We start from the raw sequence: 24,202 nt of genomic DNA, 5'->3' as shown, positions 1-24,202 counted from the left end.
GGCTTACTGATTCTGGATGATAAAGGAAGTAAACAGCACGCTCTCCACCGGCTCCTGCCCAGGCAGGTCAATGGATTCGTTGATGATTTTCTTGACCTGCGCCTTCAGCCTGACCTTGCCATCGGCACTGGCCAACTCCTCCGCCGTTTTAGACGAGAGCAGTAAAATCAGCCCGCTACGGATTTTGGGCATATATTCGACCAGCGTCTTCTTGGACTCAACATCCCGTAGCTGAGCCTGCAGCTCGACCTGTAGCAGTGCACCAGACCCGCCAGCCAAATTGACGACAAAAGTATCCATTTTTTCAAAAATAGGCGGGCCTTCCGGTTTTTTCTTCACCTGTTCGCTGGCATGCGCACCACTTTCAGCAAGTCCGTTACCCTTACTCAGATAAAGGTAGGCTCCCAGCGCACCGACTGCAGCAATCAGGATCACCAGCAAAACAATCACGATCAGCATCATCTTGCTGCCGCCACCGCCTGCTGCTTTTTTCTTTTCTTCCGCCATGAATTATTGTCTTCCGCTCTTCTATCGATAAGAGAGTATTTTGATGTTCTCTTATTGTCCCAGAAATATCGACGAAATGACTAGTTCATTGCCAAAGAATTTATCAGGCGCGAATGCTTAGCCCGGCATTATCCGCATCTTCTGCCACGACCGAAGTGATCGCAGCGGCGTCATCGATAGCAAAACCCGATCCGCGCCGGGCTTGCTGCTGCTCCTGCTGTTGCTGACGCCCGCCATACGAAACTTGCGCATCGGTCAGCTGCACACCGCTTTCAGCCAGCATCGAGGTCAGGCGCGACAAGTTTTGTTCCAGTGCGTCCCGCGCCTGTGGCGTAGCGGTCACAAAGCTAATCTGGGCCTGATCCTGATTCAGCTTTAGCGCGACCTCGATCGGGCCCAGATGTGCCGGATTGAGCTTGATGGTCGCGCCCTCGGCCTTCATCTGGATCAAACCGCTCACCTGTCCGGCCAATGCCTCACCCCATGCCTTGTCGGGGCTTAACGGCGTATTGACCGTTAATTGCACGATTTGCCCAGCCGGGGCGGTGTCCGCAGGACGGATACTCTGTGCCATCTGGCTGCCATCCGGCAAGAACTGCAGCAATTGCCGCGTCTCATGCGGCAACTTTTTGCCGCCTGCCACATGACTTGCTGCCAGCATCTCCTGCGTCAAGTCCAGCATATCGCCCGCCTGACCCTGCACAGACGCCTCTGACGGTGCCGATGGCAAGATATGCATAGGCAAAACGGCAGGCTGAGCGCCATATAAAAACAGCTGCGGCTGCTCAGCCGTACTGGCTTCCTTGCCGGATTTCATATCAAGATCAGGCTTTATCCCGGCAAGCTTAGGCTCGACGCCGGCCAGTACCGATTTGCCTCCCATCTGCAGCCCGAGCAAAGAGGCAAACAAATCACCAGACGCAGCCAGCTCGCCCGCCTGCGGCAAAGCGAATGCCGCGTTACGCGCCGGCGCTTGTGGCGACAAAGAGGGTATAGCCATCAGTACAACCTCAGATCAAATAAGCACGCACAATAAAAAGCAATATATATGCCAGCCAAAGTGACAGCAACTTAGAGCGTGTTCACGCTCTCGCGAGCGAGGGCGAGACAAGGCGAAAACGGCTGAGAAAGCGGAATGTACAGGTGGTACATGAGCATTTCGAAGCTGTTTTTAACACCGTATCGCCGATGCGCAGCAGATCGTAAACAGATTCTTACACACCCGAGCCGTCTTTTTCCCTGTGCTTGCGCATGGCAAACTCGTCAACCAGCTTCTGCTCGGCACGCTGCGCTTTCAATGCCTGCCGGGCCTGCTGGCGCTCCAGCAGCACCTGATACGCCTTAAGCTTTTTGCGCTCGGCAAGCCAGGCTTCCCGGGCTAGCAAATAACGCTGAGTCGCACGATCCACTTCAAGCTGCTGAGTCGCACGCGCATCGTCCAGCTTGCCAAGAAAGGTACGAAAGTCCAGCCACTGCTCGACCCCCATCCCGCGCCCGCCCTGCTCCAGCAAGCGCACACGATAGTCGCCGATAAATTCATCCAGCTGCGCCAGACGCGATTTTTGCCCTTCCTGACGCTGCTGCGCCTCCCGCATCAGTCCGGCGGCCGTATCCAGAGACTGCGTAGTCAGACGCACCAGAAGCTCGAACTGGCTCATACGCTAAGCTCAGCTAGCCAGCGTCTGCGTCAACTGCGCAAGCGAGGAGGAAAAATCGTGGGATTCGTGCTGCGGCTGGGTCAGGAAACCGACTTGCGGCAGATGGCGGCGTATCGCTTCGTCCAGCATGGGGTCGGCGCCGGGCGCATAGGCACCGACACTGATCAGGTCGCGGCTGCGCTGATAGCGTGAAAACAATTGTTTGAAGCCGCGCGCCTGCTCCATATGCTCGCGACTCACCACATCCACCATCACCCGCGAAATCGACTGTTCGATATCGATAGCCGGATAATGACCCGACTCCGCCAGCTCACGCGAAAGAACAAAGTGGCCATCCAGAATGGCGCGCGCCGAATCGGCAATCGGATCCTGCTGGTCATCGCCCTCGGACAGCACTGTATAAAAAGCCGTGATGGAACCGCCGCCCTCTTCTCCATTGCCGGCACGCTCAATCAATTGCGGCAGCTTGGCAAACACCGAAGGCGGATAACCGCGCGTCACCGGCGGCTCGCCAATCGCCAGTGCAATCTCGCGCTGCGCCATGGCATAGCGCGTCACCGAGTCCATCAACAGCAAAACATCCTTGCCCTCGGCACGAAAATGCTCGGCCAGCGCCGTCGCGTAAGCCGCTCCATGCAAGCGCATCAAAGGCGGCATATCCGCCGGCGCGGCCACCACAATGGCCCGCGCCAGACCTTCCTCGCCCAGAATATTCTCGATGAAATCCTTGACCTCGCGTCCCCGCTCGCCGATCAGGCCAACCACCACCACATCGGCACGGGTAAAGCGCGCCATCATGCCCAACAGCACCGACTTGCCGACACCGGAGCCGGCAAACAAACCCAGACGCTGGCCACGCCCCACCGTCAACAGGCCGTTGATCGCACGCACCCCCACATCCATCACTTCGCGCACCGGTGTGCGCGCCAGCGGATTCAATGGTTGGCTATATAAGGGCGCCCAAGCATCCGGAGCAATCGCGCCCTTGCCATCCAGAGGCCGGCCCAGCGCATCCAGCACCCGCCCCATCAGCCCCATACCAACCGGCACTTGCCGTCCCTGACTGGCACCAGAGTGCGCCAGCATGGCTTTTTGTCCGTAAACAGGGGGAAAGGCCGTGCGCAGCGGCTCGACCAGGGCACCGGGCAACAAGCCATGAATATTGGCAACCGGCATCAGATAAAGGTGCTCACCGGAGAACCCCACCACCTCGGCTTCTACCGTATGCCCGCCACCCACATGAATCAGGCAGGCACTCCCCACCGGCAGCTTAAGCCCGACCGCCTCCATCACCAGACCGGTGACACGGGTCAAATGACCTTGTGCATGCCATGTCGGCGCAGTGGCCAGGGCCTGGCGACAGGCCTGCAACTGCGTCAGTTGCCGCTCAAGCCAGTCACTCATCCGGCTGCCCGGCAAGCGCCAGACCCAAAGCCGCGCGCAAGGCGCGCTGACGGGTTTCCAGGGTCAAATCAAAGTGAGCCAACTGTGTGTCAATCATGCAGCCGCCACGACTGATGGCCGCATCCTGTAGCCACTTGATATGGCTCTTCGGATATTCTTTGCTCAAAAAATGCTCGAGCACGGGTGCATCCTCAGGATGCACCCGTACCCGGATTTGTGACAACTCGCCAACGGCAGAGGCCAGCGCCTCGCGCACCAGCACTTCCAATGCCTGCGGTGCATGCACAAAATGCGCCTGCGCCAAACGCTCGCCACATTCGACGGCCAATGCCACCAGTGTTTGCGACAAGGATGCTTCCAGATGCGGAAGCTGCCCAGCCAGGCTGTCCGTCAGCTGTGCCAACGGTGCCCACGCCAGCTCGAATTGCGCCTTAGCTTCGGCCTGCCCCAGACTCAGGCCTTCGGCATGCCCATCCGCCAAGCCTTCGGCAAAACCGGCATCATGGCCGGCCTGCCAGGCTTCCTGATGGATAGCCTCCAGTTCGGCCGCCGTGGGGTAACTGATCGCAGCCGGGACAGATTCAGGCTTTGCCGCTTCGATGGCTGAGGAGGCCGGATCTGACAGCGTGAGCAGCGGCGGCTCACTGGCTGACGCAATCACCGAGTCCAGTAAATCGCGCGTTGCCTGCGCGTCATCCGCCACGGCTTGCGCCGCGACACCGCCAGACTCAGCTACAGGCGCGGGCTCAGGTGGTTTAGCCTGTGGCGCCGAGGCGCCCAGTACACCGGGCTGCCAGCTGGTCCAGACCCCCAGGCTTTCCGCCGAGATAATGGGATTACTCGACAAGGCCTTCATCCCCCCCTTTGCTTGCCAGCACAATCTGGCCTTCGTCGGCCAGCTTGCGCACTATCTTGAGAATCTCTTTTTGCTCCCCCTCAACCTCGGACAGCTTGACCGGCCCTTTGGATTCGAGGTCGTCGCGCAGCATTTCGGCTGCGCGCTGCGACATATTCTTGAAGATTTTCTCGCGCATTTCCGGCGTTGTCCCCTTCAGGGCAATCACCAGAGAATCGGACTGTACCTCGCGCAAGATGGTCTGAATCGCGCGATCATCGATATCCAGCAAATTCTCGAACACAAACATCTTGTCCTGAATGCGCTGCGCCAGTTCGGGGTCGTATTCACGGATGTAGCTCAAGGCCGAGGCTTCCACATTCGAGCCGAGGAAGTTGAGGATATCGGCCGTCATGCCAATGCCACCAGCCGCACTTTTCTTGACCCTATCCGAACCGGACAAGAGTTGAGTCAGCACTTCGTTCAGCTCGCGCAGCGCCTGTGGCTGCACGCCTTCCAGCGTCGCGGTACGGATCAGTACTTCATTGCGCATGCGCTCGGGGAAGCTGGCCAGAATACCGCTGGACTGGTCCGGCTCCAGATGAACCAAAATGGTGGCAATAATCTGCGGGTGTTCATTGCGGATCAGATCGGCGGCCGAACTCGGATCCATCCACTTCAGGCTTTCAATACCGCTGTGGTCATTGCCTTGGGTAATTTTGTCCAGCAAGTTGGCGGCCTTGTCAGCACCGAGCGACTCGATCAGCACATTGCGCAGATACTCGTCGGTCGCACCGATACTGGCACGCGAAGCACATTCTTCACGAAACTGGCCAACCACGGTTTCGATTTCGTCGTGGTTGACGTTATTGACAGCCGCCATGGTCAGGCTCAGTTTCTGCACTTCTTTCGGCCCGAGATATTTGAATACCTCGATCGCCTCGGCCTGCCCCAGGCTAAACAGCAGCACCGCGCTGCGACGGATTCCGGCATCACTCATCGTCGCTTATCCATTCCTTGATTATCTGCGCCGCCATGCGTGGATCGGCCCTGACCAGCTCGCGTGCGGCCTGCAAATTGGCCTCATAGTCCAGACGCTGCTTCTCGCGTTCGGTCAGCACGCTTGGCTTGCCAGCCACACCCTCTTCGCCCTCTTCCTCGTCGCCCGCCACAGCCAGCAGGCTGCCGCGGCGGCCTGCCACTGCACGGGCATCGTCCTCGGCCTCAGGCAGCGCACTCGGCGCAGGGCGCAATACATCCCGCATAATAGGACGCACCACACCAAACATCAGATACAGCAGCGCCAGCGCCAGCAAGCCATATTTAATCAACTCGCCACTATTGTTGCCGACATAGTCCAGCACTTTGTCCTGCACCGAAGCGGGCAATACCGCATCGGCAAAAGCTGCATTGACCACATTGACCGAGTCGCCACGCTCGGTGTTGTAACCGATCGCTTCGCGCACCAGATTATTGATCTGCTCGACTTCTTTGGCCGTGAGCGCCGTCGGTTTAAGCTCGCCATCCTTGTCCGGCACCAGCTTGAAGTTAACCACTACCGCCGCCGACAAACGCTTAACCGAGCCCTTGGGCAACTTGGTGTGCTGTATGGTCTTGTCGACTTCATAATTGGTCGTGATATCGCGCCGTGTCGCACCCGTTGCCGTCAAGGGCTGACCGGACAGGGTCACCGTACCGGGCGCGGCACCCGGCGGCAGCGTTAACGGTGCCGAAGCCGCTGAAGGAGGCTGATTAGACAGGGCGCCCGGTACGCCGGAAGGCACGGGCACACCGCCGCCCAGCGACTCACTGATCTGCTGGCTGCGCGTTGCGGATGGATTGGGCGATGAGTTGGGACGGTAGGTCTCCGAAGTCTGCTCGACTTCGGAGAAATCGACCTGCGCCGTCACCTGCGCATGCGCATTATTCTTGCCAAAGATGGGTTCGAGTATGGCCTCGATACGCCGTGCATAATCCTGCTCAATCTGGCGGACAAACGATAACTGGCGCTGATCCAGGCCCGAGGCATTATTGGGGTCCGCCGAGCCGGACAATAAATTGCCCTCCTGGTCGACAATGGAGATATTTTTCAACGGCAAATTAGGCACGGAGCTGGCCACCAGATGCATGATACCGGCCGTTTGCGCCGTATCCATCAAGCGCCCGGGGTGCAAGGTCAGCATGACCGAAGCCGTTGGCAGTTGCTGCTCACGCACAAATACGCTTTGCTTGGGTACCGCCAGATGCACGCGTGCCGAGTCGACCGAGGCGATGCTTTCTATGGTGCGCGTCAGCTCGCCTTCGATTGCGCGCTGATAGTTGACCTGCTCGGAAAACTGGCTGATGCCGAACTTCTGGTTATCCATCAGCTCAAAGCCGGTGCCACCGGTCTTGGGCAGGCCTTGTGCCGCCAGCTTAAGGCGCACATCGTAGACCTTGTCGGAAGGCACACTGATCACGCCGCCCTCGCCCAGCTGGTAGGGGATATTCATCTGCTGCAAGGAAGCAGCGATCTGGCCGCCATCGCGATCGGACAGGCCGGAGAACAGGATGCGCTGCGCAGGCTCGCGGTTAAACACCAGCAAGCCGACAACGATAGACAAAACAGCCGCAATAGCGGCAAAGAACAACAACTTCTTATTATTGGGCAGAGCCTTGAAACGCCCCAGCGCCTCATTTGCCCGGTTTTTCCAGGCTGGCGCTGCGTGATCGACCAGTTCAGCCATACAGTGGTTTCGTTAGATGTCCGCCGCGCGCGGCGGATGCCGGCCGCAAGCGTCAGACTTGGGTGTTCATGATTTCCTGGTAGGCCGACACCAGTTTATTGCGGGCCTGTACCATGGTCTGGAATGACAGGCTGGCTTTTTGCATGGACACCATCACGTCCTGCACATTGACGCCCTCATCGCCCAACTCGAAGCTTTTTTGCAGATCCTGCGATGCTTTTTGCGCACTATTGACCTGCTCCAGCGTCGACTTGAGCACATCGCCGAACTCGACCGCTCCCGGTTGCTGCGGGGCAGAGGCAGACTGCCCTCCTGCCAGCGCCGACATGGCTCTGAGCTCGCCTAAAAGCTGATTAATTCCCTGTGTCGACATTGATGCTTACCTTTATTTACTGCCCGGACTCTTCACGATAGCGTTGCAGCTTGTAGCGCAAGGTCCGTTCACTCATGCCCAGCTTCTGGGCCGCCAGCTTTCTGACACCGCCAAACTGGGACAGCGTCTCCAGTATATGGCGCCGCTCCAGCGCCTTCATGTCAGTGTCTTCGCCAGCCACGGAAGACAAGGTAATAGCAGGCGGGAAAACCGTGTCCAGCATCAGGTCGGCGGCGGAAATCTCCGCTGTCGCGGCAAGAATTGCCGCCCTTTGCATCACGTTTTCCAGCTCGCGAATGTTACCTTCCCATCCATAGGCAGTCAAATGACGTTCAGCTTCGCGCGAGAGTGTCAAAGACTGCCGGCTGCAGGCATCCCCATATTTCACTAGCAGCATTCGTGCCAAGGGCAGAATGTCTTCGTTACGTTCGCTTAGTGCAGGGATGCGCAAGGGAAAAACATTCAACCTAAAGTAAAGATCTTCGCGAAAATGGCCGGCAGCGACTTCGGCAGCAACATCACGGTTGCTGGTTGAGAGCACCCGGATATCCAGCTTAATGGTACGGTTTCCCCCCACCCGCTCCAGCTCGCGCTCTTGCAAAACGCGCAATAGCTTGGACTGCAAGGCCAGCGGCATCTCGGTGATTTCATCCAGCAACAAGGTTCCGCCTTGCGCCTGCTCGAATTTACCAGCCAATGCCGTGTGCGCACCGGTAAAGGCGCCTTTTTCATGGCCGAATAATGTCGACTCCAGCAGGTTTTCCGGAATTGCCGCGCAATTAACCGCAACAAAAGGCCCCGCCATACGTCGTGAATTACGATGAATAAAACGCGCCAACACCTCCTTGCCCGCACCGCTGGGGCCGGAAATCAGTACGCTCGCGTCAGAGGGCGCCACTTTGCGCGCCAGCGCCAGCAGCTGTTGCATAACAGGCGACTCGGCCACCACGCCATCCATCTGGGCTGCCGGCAACGGCAGAATGTGCTTTTCCACCTCGGCCAGCAAAGCCTTGGGCTCGAATGGCTTAAGCAGATAATGCGCGGCACCGGCGCGCAATAAATCTATCGCGCGCTCAATCACGCCATATGCCGTCATCAGGATAAAAGGTACAGCAGGATAAGACTCGGCCAGCTTGGCAAACAGGGTATAACCATCCATCGGCGCCATTTGCGCATCGGAGACCACCAGACCAACCGGCTCGGTTTGCATCAGCGCCAAAGCCGCATGACCATCCGACGCCTCGAGTACGGCAAAGCCGGCCAGCGCCAGCGTGTCGACAATCGCCTCCCTGAGGTCAGCATCGTCTTCAACTACAAGTACAGGTAAAAATTTCATCAGCAAGGCAATCGCAAATTGAAGCGCTGCCGGCACAAGGCCGTCAGGCGCGCGGGAATATCGGTCAGGGCAAGCACTTCGTCGGCAGCGCCACGCAAAATGGCTTCGCGCGGCATGCCGAATACGACACAGCTTTTCTCATCTTGCGCCAGGTTATAGGCACCGGCCTGTTTCAGCTCCAGCATCCCCTCGGCACCATCCCGCCCCATGCCGGTCAGGATCACAGCAATACAGTTGGCACCTGCAATATTGGCGGCGGCACGGAACATCACATCGACCGACGGCCTATGCCGGTTAACCGGAGGTCCCTGATTAAGACTAATCGTATAAGCGCCATTCGGTGCCAAACGCAGCAGCAGATGCGAATGCCCCGGTGCGATATACGCCGTACCGGACTGTAACACTTCGCCGTCTACCGCCTCTTTCACATGAATGGCACACAGGCTGTCCAGACGCTCGGCAAAAGAACGGGTAAACATCTCGGGCATATGTTGCGACACGATCACCGGTGGCGTATCCCTGGCCAAACCGGCCAAGACCACGCGCAAAGCCTCGGTGCCGCCGGTAGACGACCCCATCGCCAGCAATCCGCCCCGACCTTGTGCACGCCCGCTCTGGCGCGGCAAAATCGCATCGGCACTCAGACTGGGCGACACCTCCAGCGCCTGCAGCGGCCGAATACGCTTATTTTTGTCTTGCGGCGGGTTTTGCATCATGCATCCCTACAGATCATTGATAAACGCCAGCTCTTTGAGTGATTTCAACTCGTCGCGCAGTGAGGCTGCTTTTTCGAATTCAAGATTACGGGCCGCGGCCAGCATCTCTTTTTCCAAACGCTTAATCTCACGCGCCAGCGTTTTTTCGTCCATCATCGCGACCCTTGCCTCATCAACAAGGTGCTGCTTATCCGCCGCCTTGGAATAGACGCCATCAATCAGATCCTTGATCTTCTTGTCTATCCCTTTAGGGGTAATGCCATGTTCGAGGTTGAAAGCGATCTGCTTGGCACGGCGCCGCTCGGTTTCATCCATCGCCCGGCGCATACTGTCGGTAATTCGATCGGCGTAAAGGATGGCACGGCCATGCAGGTTGCGCGCAGCACGGCCTATGGTTTGGATCAGGCTGCGTTCGCTACGCAAAAACCCTTCTTTGTCCGCATCCAAAATACCCACCAGACTCACTTCGGGAATATCCAATCCCTCGCGCAGCAGGTTAATGCCCACCAGTACATCGAACATACCCAGACGCAAGTCGCGCAGAATCTCGACCCGCTCGACCGTATCGATGTCCGAATGCAGATAGCGTACCTTGACGCCATGCTCCGTATAGTAATCGGTCAGCTGCTCGGCCATGCGCTTGGTCAGCGTAGTCACCAGCACCCGCTCATTCCGCCCAACACGCAGCGTGATTTCCGATAGCAAATCATCCACCTGGGTTGCGACCGGACGCACCTCGATTTCGGGGTCGGTCAGACCGGTCGGGCGTACCACCTGCTCGACCACCTGCCCGGCATGTTCTTTCTCGTACAGCGAAGGCGTTGCCGAAACAAATACGGTTTGCGGCATCAGTTGCTCGAACTCGGGAAACTTCAACGGCCGGTTGTCCGCCGCCGAAGGCAGGCGAAAGCCGTACTCGATCAGATTCGACTTGCGCGCCGCATCGCCTTTATACATGGCGCCAATCTGTGGAATGGTGACGTGACTCTCGTCGATAAACATCAGCGCATTCTTCGGCAGATAGTCGATCAGCGTCGGCGGCGCCTCGCCTGAGCCGCGCCCGGAAAACAAGCGCGAATAGTTTTCAATGCCCTTGCAAAAGCCCATCTCGTACAACATTTCCAGATCGAAACGGGTGCGCTGCTCGATGCGCTGCGCCTCAACCAGCTTGCCTTCCTTTTGATACCACGCCACCCGCTCGGCCAGCTCCAGCTTGATCTTTTCACAGGCGGTCAAGACCTTGTCGCGCGGCGTGACATAGTGGCTGGATGGAAACACGGTAAAGCGCCCGACGCGCTGGCGCGTCACGCCGGTCAGCGGGTCAAACAGCGTTAAGGTCTCCAGCTCGTCATCGAATAGCGAGACCCTGAGCGCAAGCTCGGCCGATTCGGCCGGAAAAATATCGATTACATCGCCACGCACACGGAAAGTGCCGCGAGAAAAATCAACATCGTTGCGCTCGTACTGCATGGCGACCAGACGCGCGATAATCTCGCGCTGCGCCAGACGTTCGCCCTCTTTCAGGTGCAGAATCATCTGGTGGTAGGATGCCGGGTCGCCAATACCGTAAATAGCCGACACCGTAGCAATAATGATGCAGTCCGGACGCTCGAGTATGCTTTTGGTCGCCGACAAGCGCATTTGCTCGATATGCTCGTTGATGCTGGAGTCTTTCTCGATAAACAGGTCGCGACTGGGCACATAGGCCTCAGGCTGGTAGTAGTCGTAGTAGGACACGAAATACTCGACCGCGTTTTCGGGAAAAAACTCGCGCATCTCGCTATACAACTGGGCAGCCAGCGTCTTGTTGTGCGCCATAATGATGGCGGCACGTCCGGTGCGGGCAATCACGTTGGCCATGGTAAAAGTCTTGCCCGAGCCGGTCACCCCAAGCAGGGTCTGGTAGGACAGTCCGTCGCTCAAGCCCTCGTCCAGCGCGCGAATCGCCGCCGGCTGATCTCCAGCCGGTTCGAAGCTTTGGTGCAGGCGAAACGGACTACCGGGAAAGGTGACAACCATAGTGAAAACATCCGCTTGGATAAACTCCCGCAACAACAGCGACATCCGGGAGTTTTGTGTTTAAAATCGCCGTCACAGAATCTGTTCAGACACCCTTATATGGAGTTCACGGGATGCTGAGAATCATCACCGCCTTGAGCGTAAGCCTGCTGGCCCTCCCCCCAATGGTGCATGCGGCCCAGCCAGTGTACCACCTTGCTGCCTTCCAGCAGAGCGCACCACAGCTCAGCTCGAACGCGGTTCTTGTCCTGAATACCAGTACCGGCGAAGCCTTGTATCAGAAAAATGCCGGCATGCGCACCCCCATCGCGTCCATCACCAAGCTGATGACGGCGATGGTGATGCTGGATGCCGGCCAGCCGCTGGACGATATGCTGACAATTTCCGAAGCCGAAATCGACAGGCTGAAAAATACCAGCTCGCGTCTTGCCGTCGGTACCACCTTGTCGCGCCGTGAAATGCTGCTGCTGGCGCTGATGTCGTCGGAAAACCGCGCCTCGCATGTCTTGTCGCGCTACTACCCCGGTGGTACCCAGGCCTTTGTCGCACGCATGAACAGCAAGGCACGCGCCCTGGGCATGAACAACACCGTCTTCTATGATCCGACCGGTCTGGATATGCGCAATAGCTCGACGGCACAAGACCTGGCACGCATGGTGCGCGCGGCGCATGGCTACCCGCTGATCCGCCAGTTCAGCACCTCGACCGAACACGATACCATCGCCCGCGCCGGGCGCATGCTGCACTACAAAAACAGCAATGCGCTGGTACGCGAGGGGGAATGGGATATCGGCCTGTCCAAGACCGGTTATATCCAGGAAGCCGGTCGCTGTCTGGTCATGTACGCAACCGTCGGTGGCCAGCAACTGGTCATCGTGCTGCTGGACTCCAAAGCCAGCAACGCCCGCACCAATGACGCAAAAAACATCCGCACCTGGCTGGAAGCCCAGCCCGGGCATTGGCTGGCGGGTTAAGACGGGACTCGGGACTCGGGACTCGGGACTCGGGACTCGGGACTCGGGACTCGGGACTCGGGACTCGGGACTCGGGACTCGGGACTCGGGACTCGGGACTCGGGACTCGGGACTCGGGACTCGGGACTCGGATTTCAGTGTTTCGATCAAATTCGCTCACGTCAACACCACGGCTCCCGAATCCCGAATCCCGAATCCCGGCTCCCCGATCCCTACTCCCTACTCCCTACTCCCTACTCCCTCTTAAACGCAATCAGGTGATCCAGTTCCAGACGGATGCCTATCGCCTCGCCGATGGCGTGATTGTGGTGACTGCCCACCTGCGCCAATACATGCTGGCCGGAAGGCAAGGCCAGGGTGTAATGAAAATCCGCCCCACGGAACACTTTATCGATCACCACGGCGGTCTGCTCGCTCGCGTCGTCATGCACCACATCATCCGGCCGTAACAGCACGTCAACCGTGTCCCCGCAGGCAAAGCCCAAGGGCAGCAAACCGCAGAACTCGCCAACCTCAAGCGCCAGACAGCGCGGCCCGCTGACCTTGCCGGGCACCAGCACACCCTGACCGATGAAATTGGCTACATAACGCGAAACCGGCTCATGGTAAAGCTGATAAGGCGTCGCCCACTGCAATAAAGCGCCCCCCTGCATTACGCCCACCTTGTCGGCTACGGCAAATGCCTCGTGCTGGTCATGCGTGACCAGAATCGCACTCACACCCTCATGTTTGAGAATATCGCGCACTTCACGGCTCAGGCGTTCGCGCAAATCTACGTCCAGATTGGAAAAAGGCTCGTCCAGCAGCAGCAGGCGCGGCCGTGTAGCCAGCGCCCTTGCCAGAGCGACCCTTTGTTGCTGGCCGCCGGAGAGTTCATGCGGGTAGTTTTTGGCATACGCGGTCAGGCCGACCAGGGCAAGCATCGCCCCAACCCGCGATTTACGCTCACCCCGCGCCAAAGCCGACAAGCCAAAACCGATATTGTCTTCGACCGTCAGATGGGGAAACAAGGCATAGTCCTGAAATACCATGCCTATTTCGCGCTGGTGGGCCGGCACCGCCATGGCTGCATCCGCCAGCACCCGCCCGCTTAAGCGGATTTCACCCTCGCCCAGCGTTTCAAAACCGGCAATGCAGCGCAAGACCGTAGTCTTGCCACAGCCCGAGCCGCCCAACAGGCAACCGATTTCCCCATCCTGCAGCGAAAAACTCATGCTATCGATGACCCGGCGCGTGCCGTAAGCATGTGATACAGCGGAAAATTCAAGCAAGGCAGACATATTAATTTTCCTCTTTCGACAGCAGAATCACCGGCAGCAAGCCGGCCACAACAATGGCGACGGCAGGCAGTGCGGCCCGCTCCCACTCGCCCTCGGTGGTCAGGGTAAAGATGCGCACCGCGAGCGTGTCCCAACCAAACGGACGGGTCATCAGCGTAATCGGCATTTCCTTCATTACATCGACAAATACCATCAACAGCGCCGTCATCAGCCCGCCGCGCAATAAAGGCAGATGCAAACGCGTCACCAGACGCCAGCCAAACCAGCCCAAATTGCGCGCAGCTTCTTCTTGCGAGCGGGTAATGCGGTGCATGGCAGCATCCACCGAGGTGTGGCCGACAGCCAGAAAACGGGCAAGATAGGCCAGCAGCAAGACCAGCATCGAACCCTTCAAAATGGCCGTGGTGCCTTGCGGCAGCACACTGGCAAACAGGCCCAGCAGCACATTATCCAGCCACGCCACCGGCACAAAAATGCCCACCGCCAGCACGGTACCCGGCACGGCATAGCCCATGGTGGCCAAACGGGCCAGCAATTGGTTGATGCGCGATGGCGCACGCCGCTGCGCGTACGACAGCAAGAGCGCAACCGCGCAGACCAGCAGCGCCGCCAGCGCCGACAAGACGACCGAATGCAGGCTGTAGGACAACAAGTCGCTATTCAATTCGGTCTCCAGACTCTGGTAAGACCACCAGACGATCTGGCCAAACGGCAACACAAAGGCCAGCAACAACACTAGCGAGGCAAACAGCACCGCCAAGGCAGCAGGCGCGCCCTGTAAGGGCAAGCGATGCAAGGGCGCGGCACGGCCGCTTTGGGTATAGGCACGCCGGCCACGGGCGCGCTGCTCCAGCACGACCAGCACGAACACAATCAACACCAGCATGGAAGCCAGTTGTTTGGCGGTATCCAGCGAGAAGAAACTGAACCAGGCCTTGTAAATGGCCGAGGTAAAGGCGTCGTAATTGAAAATCGACACCGTGCCAAAGTCTGCCAGCGTTTCCATCAGCGCCAGCATCAGCCCGCCCATAATCCATGGCCGAGCCATCGGCAAGGCCACGCGCCAGAAGCCTTGCAGCCGCGACAAACCCAGCGACTGCCCCACTTCGAGTGCGCGCCGCCCCTGGGTGGCAAAAGCATTACGCGCCAGCAAATAGACATAGGGATAAAAAGCCAGCGTCAGCACCAGAATCACACCCGGCGTCGAGCGTATGGACGGTACCCAGCTCGAGTCGCCCCAGCTTGCCCGCAACCAGCTTTGCAAGGGGCCGGTATAGTCAAACAAGCCTAATTGGGAAAAACCCATCACATAGGCCGGCATGGCCAGGGGCAGCATCAGCGCCCAGTTGAAAAAGCGCCGCCCGGGAAAGTCGTATACCGCGACCAGCCAGGCGAGCGACACGCCGATCAGCAGCACACCGCTACCCACGCCCAGCATCAGATAAGCGCTATTGAGAAACAGCTGCGGCAGCAGATAATCGACCAGATGCGACCAGATGGCCGGATCGGGACTAAAAACCGCCGGAATGATCACCGCCAGCGGCAGTAAAGTCAGCAGGCTGAGCAAAAGCAGCAAGACACGCCAGCGCGTAAGGCCGGGCAAGACAGGTAGTTTAGGCAAGGCAGGAACTATCTTTAGTTGGGCTTAGGAGTCGCCGCTATTATACCGGCCATCCAAGACAAAAGCCGAACCTTGCGGCCCGGCTTTTGTCAGTCACGGCTAAACGGCTTAGCGATAGCCAGCACGATCCATCAACATCACCGCTTCGGTCTGGCGGCTACCGGCGTTGGAGACATTGATCACGTTCTGCTTGAACGGCCCCCATGCCGCCACCTTGGCATCCGGCTTGACCTTGGGGTTCACCGGGAACTCCATATTCACGTCGGCAAACATATTCTGCGCCTTATCCGAGGACAGCCACTCCAGCAAACGGGTCGCCGCCTGTTCTTTCTTGGTGTAGCGCGTCAGGCCGGCACCCGAAATATTCACATGCGTACCACGGGCTTTTTGGTTCGCCCAGAACACGCCCAATGGCAGGTTCGGGCTCTTTTCCATCAGGCGGCCGTAGTAATAGGTGTTGGCAATACCCACATCACACTGGCCAGCCGCAATCGCTTCCAGCATTTTGGTGTCATCCGGGAACACATCGGTCGCCAGATTATTCACCCAGCCCTTAACTGTTTTCTCGGTGGCTACTTTGCCGTTTTCGGCCAGCATCATGGCGACCAGCGACTGGTTGTACACCTTTTTGGAAGTGCGCAGGCACAGCTTGCCCTTCCACTTCGGATCGGCCAGATCTTCATAGCTGGACAATTGTGCCGGCTTGACCTTCTGCGTATTGTAGAAAATGGTGCGGGCGCGAATAGACAGGCCAGTCCATTCTTTTTTCGGGTCGCGCAGGTGGGCAGGCACGTTGGCGTCTATCGTCTTGGACGCATAAGGCTTGAGCAAGCCCATCTGCGATGCCTGCCACAAGTTACCGGCATCTACCGTCAGCAGAATATCGGCCGGCGAGTTGCTACCCTCGGCCTTGAGCCGTTCCATCAGCGGGCCTTCCTTGTCCATCACATAACGGATATTGACGCCGGTTTCCTTCTGGTAGGCATCAAATAGCGGCTTGACCAGCTGCTCGCCACGGGCACCATATACCACCAGCTCTTCCGCCAGCGACCATGTAGACAGCGATGCCAATACGGCACCCATCATCAGCATCTTGTTCAAGCTACTCTCCTGCACGACTTGGTTGTGATGCAGAGATAATAATGTGAATGATAATAATTATCAACACCAAGCTGTAATATTTTACCTTGCTTTAAATCCGGTTAAAGCCGTCGCGGAAAGCGTGCCAGATCGCCGGTTTGCGCCTGTCGACCGCCATTCATGATGCCCAGGGACATACGGGGCTGCACTTGGGTAATGGAAATATCACCCAGCAAAACCTCAGGCACCCCCAAAGCCTCGCCTGCGGCCGAACGGATCTGCGTATCCGGCTGCTGACGGTAAACCAGCAAACGGTCGCCCACGGCCAGACCATCCACCGCTCCTGCACCCAGATAGACCTTGCCGCCCTCTGCGCGCACCACGCGCGTGGTAAACGGCAAACAGCCCATATTGACCGACAAACGCTGCACAGCCTGATCAATCAGACCATCAATCATGCGGCCATAATCGCTGTCGGCCAGCGCATAAGGCGTCAGGCTGCGCGCTGAAGACGGCGCGACATCACCACTCGCCTCTCCACTTAAACGCTCGCGCGCAAGCAAAGCACCGGTAAACGCGTCATACAGCCACACATCCATGGCAAACTCGCGCGCCACCGGCGCAACACGCACCGAGGCGCCCAAAAATCCGGCAAACGGGCCGTTATAGGCGAGACTGGCTTGCGTACTATCGGCAGAACCGAATAAAGAGAGCCGCGGCGCCTGACGGCTGATCCGGCTCTCCACCACCTGGCCTGCCACAATAAACTGCGCGCCTTCACGCGCGCCCAGCTCGCGGGCGCTATCTTGCCCGGATAAGGGTTCATCCAGCACCCCGGGGGCAAACAGCGTGTAGCGCCCCCCGTCCATGGCACTCACATTGTTTTGCAGCGACAATCGGCGCGCCAGCTCGCCGGGCAGCCAGTACGAAACTTCACCTAGCCCGCTACTTTGCTGCGGATGCTTTAGTGCAAAAAAGCTGGTCAGCGCCCGGCGCTTTAGAAAGCGCCCCGGCGGCAGGCTGGTGCCGGCACAGCCATCTTGAGCGGTTTGCACCTCTACCCTAGCCACCGGTGGAGCCTCCCCCGATGCGGTTTGCCCGGTGTCCAGACTCACTGTCACATACAGCAACTGCTCGCCTTCACGCTCGGAAATCACACTCATACGCCCCGGCACCCGCCGTGGCCCCAGCAATGAAGACTCCGCCAATCCCTCAGGCCCCCACTCGCTCACGCCAACTAAGCGCCCGCGGTGTGACACGGCAATCTGCGCCAGCGCATCATCAATCGCCTGCTCGCGGGCAGCCGTGCGCCCGCCCTCCAGCGAAGCCATGCCTTCTGCCTGATAAACTTCGGCACGAGCCCCGCTCACCCCGAGCAACAGGGCAAGCAACAGGGCAAGAAAGCGCGGGCGAGCACGCATTATTGCGCCATATAGAAATTATTGTCCCAGGTGCAGCTCTTGCCGCTGCAGGCACTGGACAACTTAGCCGGCACAGGGCCATGCGGCATCGCTTCGGCTGCGCGCTGCACCTGCTGCGACTGCCCCGCCAAGGCCGTGCGATAGGCTTGGTAGAATGCTTCGTCCAGCACGATCTCCGCGACGGTTTCGGCACTGCCATCCGGCTTGAGCGTCGTTGAAATCACGCGCACACCACGCAGATAAGCATCCACATACACGCGGAAAATATCATTGACCGCGACCAAGTTCGACACCGCACTGCTGCCGGTCAAACGAAAGCCCTGCACCTGCTCGGCAATATTACGGTAAGCATCCAGCTGCGACGCGCGTTTGGCCAGCAAACGCTGCTGAACAGACGATACCGAACGCGTCACGGGCGGCGCGCCATAGCCGACGACACGCACCCGCAGCGCATCATAAAGTGGTGCCGGTGCCTGCTTGACGACGATTTTTTCCTGCACGATGACTTTAGGATCCTGCCCGGGACCGGAGTAGCCGCTACCCAGCACCACACCACCTTGCCCCATGGTCGGCGCATTCGCGATACGCCCGGTTGCCGCCGGCACATCGGCCACCACCATCCAGCCCGCTGGCGTCGCCGCAGTGGTTTTAGCCGGAGAAGCGCACGCGGCACAGGAAAGCAGCAAAAATACCGCCGCACTCGGTTTGAAAATGCTCATTATGCATACCCACGATTATTTTCAAGAGATGTTACTTTATCGGCAAAGAAACAGGATGCTTTAATTTGCACCGGCCATGTTTTAACGCACTACTCCTGCACACTCACCAGCGCCTGCACCAGTTCGACCACCGAACGGGCACGCATTTTATCCATCATCTTGCCGCGGTGAACCTCTACTGTTTTGATACTGATGCCCAAGTCGTCAGCGATCACCTTGTTCATCTTGCCCTGTACCACCAAGTCGAGCACTTCGCGCTCACGCTGCGTCAACAGCGCCAAACGCGCGGCGACCCGCTCATAGGCCAGCAACTTGCTTTGCCTATCCAGAGCAACCGCCAATGCACTATCCAGCGAAGCCAGCAGCGCAGGCTGGTCAAACGGTTTTTCCAGAAAATCATGGGCACCGTTTCTCAGCGCCTGTACCGCCATGGGCACATCACCATGCCCGGTCATAAAAATGACCGGCCAGTGAATCCCCCTCTGCTGCAATTCGCCCAATAGCAGCAAGCCATTCATGCCCGGCATCCTGACATCGGCGATCAGACAGGCCACTTCCCCGCGTGTGCGCCCGATCAGGAAAGCCTCGGCGCTATCATGCCCTTCCACCTGATAGTCATGGCTTTCCAGCAGCCACAACAAGGAATCACGAAAAGCATCATCATCGTCTACTACATGGATTTTCATGCTTCGCTCAGACATACAGACTCCGCTACCGGCAAGGTAATAGAAAACACGCTGCCCCCCTCCTTGGCCGCATCCAGCCGTAATTGCCCCTGATGCATCTCGATAATGGAGCGGCAAATATTCAGACCCATTCCCATTCCGTCAGGCTTGGTCGTAAAAAAAGCATCAAACAGCTGGCCGCGTATCGACTCGGGCACACCATGACCGCGATCGCGAATGGCCAGCCTGATCTGTCTTGTATCCAGTTGATGCGTCGTAATCGTCAGCACGCGTTGCGAACGCTCGAGTTGCTGCATGGCTTCGATGCCATTTTTGATCAGATTAAGCAGAACCTGCTCGATCAGGATGGGGTCCGCCCACACGGCAGGCAGATCGTCGGCCAGTTGCAGTTCAATCACCGCCCCCAAGCGCCTGGCTTCGATATCGGCAATAGACAGCGTCGCCTCGATAATATCGGCCAATAGACAAGCGCGGCGATCCGGCTCGCTCTGTTTGACGAACTCGCGCACACGGCGCACTACCTTGCCGGCGCGCTCCGCCTGCTCGGTAATCTTCTGCATCACCGGCAACAGTGCCTCGGGAGAACTCTTGCCCTGACGAATACGGGCCACACAGCCGGCCTGATAGTTGGCAATCGCAGCCAATGGCTGATTCAACTCATGCGCTAAAGTGGAGGCCATCTCCCCCATGGTCACCAGACGGCTGGTCGCCTGCATCTGAATCAGCTGAGACTGATAGCGCTGCTCTGCTTCACGCTGGGCCGTAATATCATCCAGCAAGATCATTTCGGCATCACAACCATTCACCCAGCGCACGATACGCCGGCGTACGGCCAAGCAGCGTGCACCGCCCTCCGCGCCCAACTGCAGCTCGAAATCAAAATCGCCCTGCGTCTGAATCAGCCGCCATAAAAAGACATCACAGCAAGGCGCATCCGGCACCAAGCCGCCAGCCATACCCTCTTCGTACAGCCTGTTGGAGAAGTACAGTTCGTGGCTGGCCGCATCATGCACCGCCACCGCCACATTCAGGCCTTCCACCACGGTGACGAAGCGTTCATGCGCAGCCATCAGGCGCTGCCTGCTCTCTTGCTGTTCGCTGGCGTCGGTTAATGCGGCCATCCAGCCGTTATGTTTGCCGGACTCATCAATCAATGGCGACATCAATAAATGGCCATAAAACAATTCGCCATTTTTGCGCCGGTAAACCTGTTCGTAGCCGTCCTCTTTGTAAGCCCCCTGCATCGCCAGAATAAGCGTCTCGTAACAATGCCGGCCTTCATCGCCAGAGAGCCAGTAAGGGTAAGGCGGCACACAGCCCACCAGCTCCTCGGCGGAATAGCCGGTAATACGGCAAAACGCCGGATTGACATGCAAGATACGCGCTTCCAGATCGATGGCGCGAACGCCCGCAGAAAGCGAATCTTCCATCGCCTTGCGATAAGCCGACTCCTGCTTTAAGGCCGCCTCCACCTGGCGGATATGGCTAAGATCACGACCAGACATATACAGCAGCCCGCGATCCCGTAGCGGACTGATGGCCCAACAGACCCAGCGCACACGACCATCCGCCGCGAGCAGCCCGGTTTCAAGCAAAATATCCGGCTCGGAGCCATCCAGTATCCGCAACAATTTCTCACGTCCCGGCTCGCGCGCCTCCTCCTCCAGATAACTCAACAAAGACGTCCCCACCAGCTGCGCCTGGCTATAGCCCAGTGCTGCAGAAAAGGCCGGATTGACATCCAGCAAAGTCATGTCCGCACGCATCAGCCCCAACATTTCCTGAGACATCTGATAAACCATATTGCGGTCATCCTCAGCCTCTATCCGGCGCCCGATATGGCGCGACAACAGAATCAGGCTGATCAGTGTCAACAAGGCCAAGCCACCGATCAGGGCCAGTTGAAATGTCAGGGCGGAAGAAAAAGGGCTCCCCAGGGGATGCGCACGCAAAACCAGGCCGGTGCCCGGCAAAATCAAACGGGCGGCAGAGCGGGCATACTCCTGCGCAGATGCGGCGCTACGCGCCAGCGTTACACCCGATTGGTCTTGCAAGGCCAGCTGATATTTTTCACTAAACCAGGCCGGCGGCACATGGCGCACAAAAGCCGTCGCATCAAACACTGCCATCACGGCACCGGCAAAACGGTCTTGCCGCTGAATGGGCAACAACAAGGCAAACGCCCAGTTTTGGTTGCCCAGCTTGTAAGGCCGACTGAAAACAGGACGCGCATCAAGCAATAAGGATGGCCATAAACCGGTCTGCTCCTTACCCTTTAACCTTGGCAAAAACTGCTCGGGCAAAACAGTGCCGGCCAGCCAATGGCCCTGCGCATCAAATTGGGTCAGCTGAACGATTTCCGGCGCATTGGCCATCAATTCGGCAGCCTGACGTTCAAAATCGGCGCGCCCGACCTCCTCATGCGTGATGGCGTAAACCAGTGTGGCCAACTGGCTCACATCATCCTCCAGCCGCAACTGTATCGTCTGCTCGGCCCACTGCACATCGCGAACCAGTTCGACCTGACGCTGCTCGGCTTCGCGCACATCCAGCATCCACCACACCAACAGCATCATCAGAAAGAACAAGACAATGGTGGTATTGGGCACCAGCCGCAACCAGCGGGGCAGGCGGCGGCCACTTGTTTGACGGGAAAACCAGGGCAACAAAAACATAGCCACAGCAAAAATAGCGAAAGAAGACGCTAGTCTACCCGAGTGAAGCCATGCAATGCTTTTTGTATTTAATTCATTAAACTTGAAACCGTATGGTCTATCGATTTATTGTATGTAAATAAAACACACTAAAGAGCAACACATAATGCCTACTGTGCGCGCATGCCTTGCCATGCTCCCGTTCTTGCTCGGCACCGCACAAGCGGCCTCCCCCGCTCCGCCCCCTTTGCGCATTGGTGTCACTGGTGCATTTACCGGCAACTCGTCGCCCATGGGTTTATCCATGCGCGCAGGAATTCGTCTGGCAACAGAAGAAATTAATAGTCAGGGTGGAATTGGCGGCAGAATGCTGCAACTGGTCGAGCGTGATGATGCCAGCCAGAACGAACGGGGCATTCGCATCGCACACGAATTTACCAGCAAGCAAAAACTGGATGCTGTAATCGGCTTCGTCAATACACCGGTTGTGCTTGCCAGCATAGGAATCTACCAGCAGGCCCGCATGCCGGTCATGGTGACCATCGCCACCGCTCCCGAAATTTTGCAGCGCCATCAGCAAGCGCCGGTTCATTATATTTTTCGCGTTTCCGCTCCGGACGACACGCAGGCAGAACTGATTGTGCAGGAAGCCGTACGCCGTGATGGACTCAGGCGGGTGGCTATTTTTGCCGATACCACGCCCTACGGACGTAACGGCCAAGCCCAGTTACTCAAGGCATTGGCCCGGCGCGGATTAAAGCCGGTTAATATAGAAAACTTCGGCCAAAACGAACGAGACCTTAATCTGGCACTAATGCGCAGTCGCGAGGCCGGTGCCGAAACGCTGCTCACCTATGGCATAGGCTCCCCGCTGGCAGCTATTGCCAACGGCATGAAGAAAATGGGCTGGCACGTCCCTATTATGGGTAGCTGGACCTTATCCATGAGCAACTTCATCGATCAGGCGGGGCCAAATGCCGAAGGCACCCGCATGGTGCAAACATTTATCGAAAACAGTCATGAAATCCGCCAGCAAGCCTTTGCCAAGCGCTTTTATCAACGCTTTCACACCAAGCGTATGCGCTCGCCATCCGCAGTGGCACAAGGTTACGATGGGATGTTATTGCTGGCACAAGGCCTGCGAGAGAGCCAAGGCGAAGGCGGTGTCAAACTGGTACAGGCGCTGGAAGGCTTGAGAAACCCTGTAGAAGGCGTGATCGCGCGCTATGAACGCCCCTACTCCCGCCATGACCATGAGGCCATCGACGATAGCGTCCCGCTAATAGGCATCGTCCGGATTGGCCGCGTGACCTTTGCTCATCCGCAAGACCGCATGCGTGCCCTGCCCAAGCCAGCGCCTGCCATGCCTTGAGCCGTAGCTGGCATTATGCTGCGACGGCAGTTTGCCCTTTCAGATATGCTTCCAAGGCACGGCCGGCAGACAAAATATGGAAGTGAACAAATTCGCCGGCCTCTTTTGCCGCACCGCTGCGGCACAGCTGCAGCAAGCGGGTATGCTCGGCATGCGCTTGCTCCATCGTATGGGTAAACAGAATCTGCATCCGGGTGTAGCGATCCGTTTTATTATGCAATGACTCAATCAGCGACAAGGTATTGGGCCGGTCAGCCGAACGATACAGGGCAAGATGGAAGCGTGAATTCAGCTCACCCCACTGTTTGACATCGTGCTCGGCAAGCGCCAACTCAAACTCCTTTAGCGTCTGCTCGGCCAAATCCAGATCCTCCCGAGTCTGGCGCGGAATGGAAGCCATCAGCACACTGCTTTCCAGCATGGCACGAATTTCCAGCAACTCCTGCACATCCTCAAACGACAGTTTGGAAACCAGAGCGCCCTTGTGGTCGATAATCTGAATTAAGCCTTCAGCCTCCAACTGGCGTAAAGCCTCACGCACCGGTACACGGCTAACCCCGTACTCATTGGATAAGGCTTCCTGCCTCAATTGTTGGCCATCAGCAAACTCACCCAAAAGAATGCGCTTGCGCAAGGACTCGGTAACGGCACTAGTCAATGTCTGACGCTTGATCGGCTGCAAAGTGGTCATAATTTGTCCGGCTGGTGGGCTATCACATACCTGCATATTACATACGATTATACGGTTGTTGCTCTAAGTGACAAGCCAAATTATGACGTAACATTAAACTGATCTGTTATATACAAATTTGGCTTGGAAA

21 protein-coding genes are annotated in these 24,202 nt (G+C 57.8%); 2 read left to right on the top strand and 19 right to left on the bottom strand.

Annotated features, from left to right (window positions below):
* Positions 1–3: 3 nt before the first annotated feature.
* The 11 genes from M3P88_RS15060 to uvrB all read right to left on the bottom strand — a co-directional run bounded on the left by M3P88_RS15060 (position 4) and on the right by uvrB (position 11,574).
* A complete protein-coding gene (locus tag M3P88_RS15060; RefSeq protein WP_249616813.1) occupies positions 4–507 on the bottom strand; it encodes a flagellar basal body-associated FliL family protein in 504 nt (167 codons plus the stop codon).
* A gap of 103 nt (positions 508–610) precedes the next feature.
* On the bottom strand, positions 611–1,507 hold the full coding sequence (locus M3P88_RS15055) for a flagellar hook-length control protein FliK (protein ID WP_249616812.1): 897 nt from the start codon (positions 1,505–1,507) through the stop codon (positions 611–613).
* Positions 1,508–1,721: 214 nt separating this feature from the next.
* Positions 1,722–2,165 carry a flagellar export protein FliJ gene (fliJ, locus tag M3P88_RS15050; protein ID WP_249616811.1) on the bottom strand — a complete coding sequence of 148 codons (444 nt, stop codon included), beginning with the start codon at positions 2,163–2,165 and terminating at the stop codon, positions 1,722–1,724.
* A gap of 9 nt (positions 2,166–2,174) precedes the next feature.
* Positions 2,175–3,569, bottom strand: coding sequence for a flagellar protein export ATPase FliI (gene fliI, locus M3P88_RS15045; RefSeq protein ID WP_249616810.1), 1,395 nt, complete (start codon positions 3,567–3,569; stop codon positions 2,175–2,177).
* Positions 3,562–4,416, bottom strand: a complete 855-nt coding sequence (locus tag M3P88_RS15040) for a FliH/SctL family protein (RefSeq protein ID WP_249616809.1) — start codon at positions 4,414–4,416, stop codon at positions 3,562–3,564. The genes fliI and M3P88_RS15040 overlap by 8 nt, the downstream gene beginning before the upstream one ends.
* A complete protein-coding gene (gene fliG, locus M3P88_RS15035; RefSeq protein ID WP_160795743.1) occupies positions 4,406–5,404 on the bottom strand; it encodes a flagellar motor switch protein FliG in 999 nt (332 codons plus the stop codon). Before fliG ends, M3P88_RS15040 begins: the two co-directional genes overlap by 11 nt.
* Positions 5,397–7,130, bottom strand: coding sequence for a flagellar basal-body MS-ring/collar protein FliF (gene fliF, locus M3P88_RS15030; RefSeq protein ID WP_249616808.1), 1,734 nt, complete (start codon positions 7,128–7,130; stop codon positions 5,397–5,399). Before fliF ends, fliG begins: the two co-directional genes overlap by 8 nt.
* A 52-nt stretch (positions 7,131–7,182) precedes the next feature.
* On the bottom strand, positions 7,183–7,503 hold the full coding sequence (gene fliE, locus M3P88_RS15025; protein ID WP_249616807.1) for a flagellar hook-basal body complex protein FliE: 321 nt from the start codon (positions 7,501–7,503) through the stop codon (positions 7,183–7,185).
* 16 nt (positions 7,504–7,519) lie between these two features.
* Positions 7,520–8,839 carry a sigma-54-dependent transcriptional regulator gene (locus M3P88_RS15020; protein WP_249616806.1) on the bottom strand — a complete coding sequence of 440 codons (1,320 nt, stop codon included), beginning with the start codon at positions 8,837–8,839 and terminating at the stop codon, positions 7,520–7,522.
* Positions 8,839–9,555 (bottom strand): CheB methylesterase domain-containing protein, encoded by a 717-nt coding sequence (locus M3P88_RS15015; RefSeq protein WP_249616805.1) that lies wholly within the window; start codon positions 9,553–9,555, stop codon positions 8,839–8,841. Before M3P88_RS15015 ends, M3P88_RS15020 begins: the two co-directional genes overlap by 1 nt.
* 6 nt (positions 9,556–9,561) lie before the next feature.
* Positions 9,562–11,574, bottom strand: coding sequence for an excinuclease ABC subunit UvrB (uvrB, locus tag M3P88_RS15010; RefSeq protein ID WP_249616804.1), 2,013 nt, complete (start codon positions 11,572–11,574; stop codon positions 9,562–9,564).
* 113 nt (positions 11,575–11,687) lie between these two features.
* Between uvrB and M3P88_RS15005 the strand changes: the two genes are divergently transcribed.
* Positions 11,688–12,548, top strand: coding sequence for a serine hydrolase (locus M3P88_RS15005; RefSeq protein WP_249616803.1), 861 nt, complete (start codon positions 11,688–11,690; stop codon positions 12,546–12,548).
* A gap of 233 nt (positions 12,549–12,781) precedes the next feature.
* Here M3P88_RS15005 and M3P88_RS15000 read toward each other — a convergent pair whose 3' ends face one another.
* The 7 genes from M3P88_RS15000 to M3P88_RS14970 form a co-directional block, all read right to left on the bottom strand.
* Positions 12,782–13,828 carry an ABC transporter ATP-binding protein gene (locus M3P88_RS15000; protein ID WP_249616802.1) on the bottom strand — a complete coding sequence of 349 codons (1,047 nt, stop codon included), beginning with the start codon at positions 13,826–13,828 and terminating at the stop codon, positions 12,782–12,784.
* Position 13,829: 1 nt separating this feature from the next.
* Positions 13,830–15,449 carry an ABC transporter permease gene (locus tag M3P88_RS14995; RefSeq protein ID WP_249616801.1) on the bottom strand — a complete coding sequence of 540 codons (1,620 nt, stop codon included), beginning with the start codon at positions 15,447–15,449 and terminating at the stop codon, positions 13,830–13,832.
* A 108-nt stretch (positions 15,450–15,557) separates the two neighbouring features.
* Complete coding sequence (locus M3P88_RS14990; RefSeq protein ID WP_249616800.1) at positions 15,558–16,550, bottom strand: extracellular solute-binding protein; 993 nt, start codon at positions 16,548–16,550, stop codon at positions 15,558–15,560.
* Between the two features lie 101 nt (positions 16,551–16,651).
* A complete protein-coding gene (locus M3P88_RS14985; protein ID WP_249616799.1) occupies positions 16,652–17,950 on the bottom strand; it encodes a flagella assembly protein FlgT middle domain-containing protein in 1,299 nt (432 codons plus the stop codon).
* The gene (locus M3P88_RS14980) at positions 17,950–18,669 is read right to left on the bottom strand and encodes an LPP20 family lipoprotein (RefSeq protein ID WP_249616798.1); all 720 of its coding nucleotides are present in this window, start codon (positions 18,667–18,669) and stop codon (positions 17,950–17,952) included. The genes M3P88_RS14985 and M3P88_RS14980 overlap by 1 nt, the downstream gene beginning before the upstream one ends.
* 89 nt (positions 18,670–18,758) lie before the next feature.
* The gene (locus tag M3P88_RS14975; RefSeq protein WP_249616797.1) at positions 18,759–19,370 is read right to left on the bottom strand and encodes a response regulator transcription factor; all 612 of its coding nucleotides are present in this window, start codon (positions 19,368–19,370) and stop codon (positions 18,759–18,761) included.
* Positions 19,352–21,964 (bottom strand): PAS domain S-box protein, encoded by a 2,613-nt coding sequence (locus M3P88_RS14970; RefSeq protein WP_249616796.1) that lies wholly within the window; start codon positions 21,962–21,964, stop codon positions 19,352–19,354. The genes M3P88_RS14975 and M3P88_RS14970 overlap by 19 nt, the downstream gene beginning before the upstream one ends.
* Before the next feature lie 211 nt (positions 21,965–22,175).
* On the opposite strand from M3P88_RS14970, the gene M3P88_RS14965 reads away from it, so the two are divergent.
* Complete coding sequence (locus M3P88_RS14965; RefSeq protein ID WP_502798964.1) at positions 22,176–23,381, top strand: ABC transporter substrate-binding protein; 1,206 nt, start codon at positions 22,176–22,178, stop codon at positions 23,379–23,381.
* Positions 23,382–23,394: 13 nt separating this feature from the next.
* Here M3P88_RS14965 and M3P88_RS14960 read toward each other — a convergent pair whose 3' ends face one another.
* Positions 23,395–24,072, bottom strand: a complete 678-nt coding sequence (locus M3P88_RS14960; protein WP_249616794.1) for a GntR family transcriptional regulator — start codon at positions 24,070–24,072, stop codon at positions 23,395–23,397.
* Positions 24,073–24,202 lie beyond the last annotated feature (130 nt).

It is taken from the genome of Craterilacuibacter sp. RT1T, assembly GCF_023502145.1.
In the GTDB taxonomy this organism is placed as follows: Bacteria; Pseudomonadota; Gammaproteobacteria; order Burkholderiales; family Chromobacteriaceae; genus Craterilacuibacter.
This window is presented reverse-complemented; position numbering and strand designations above follow the sequence as displayed.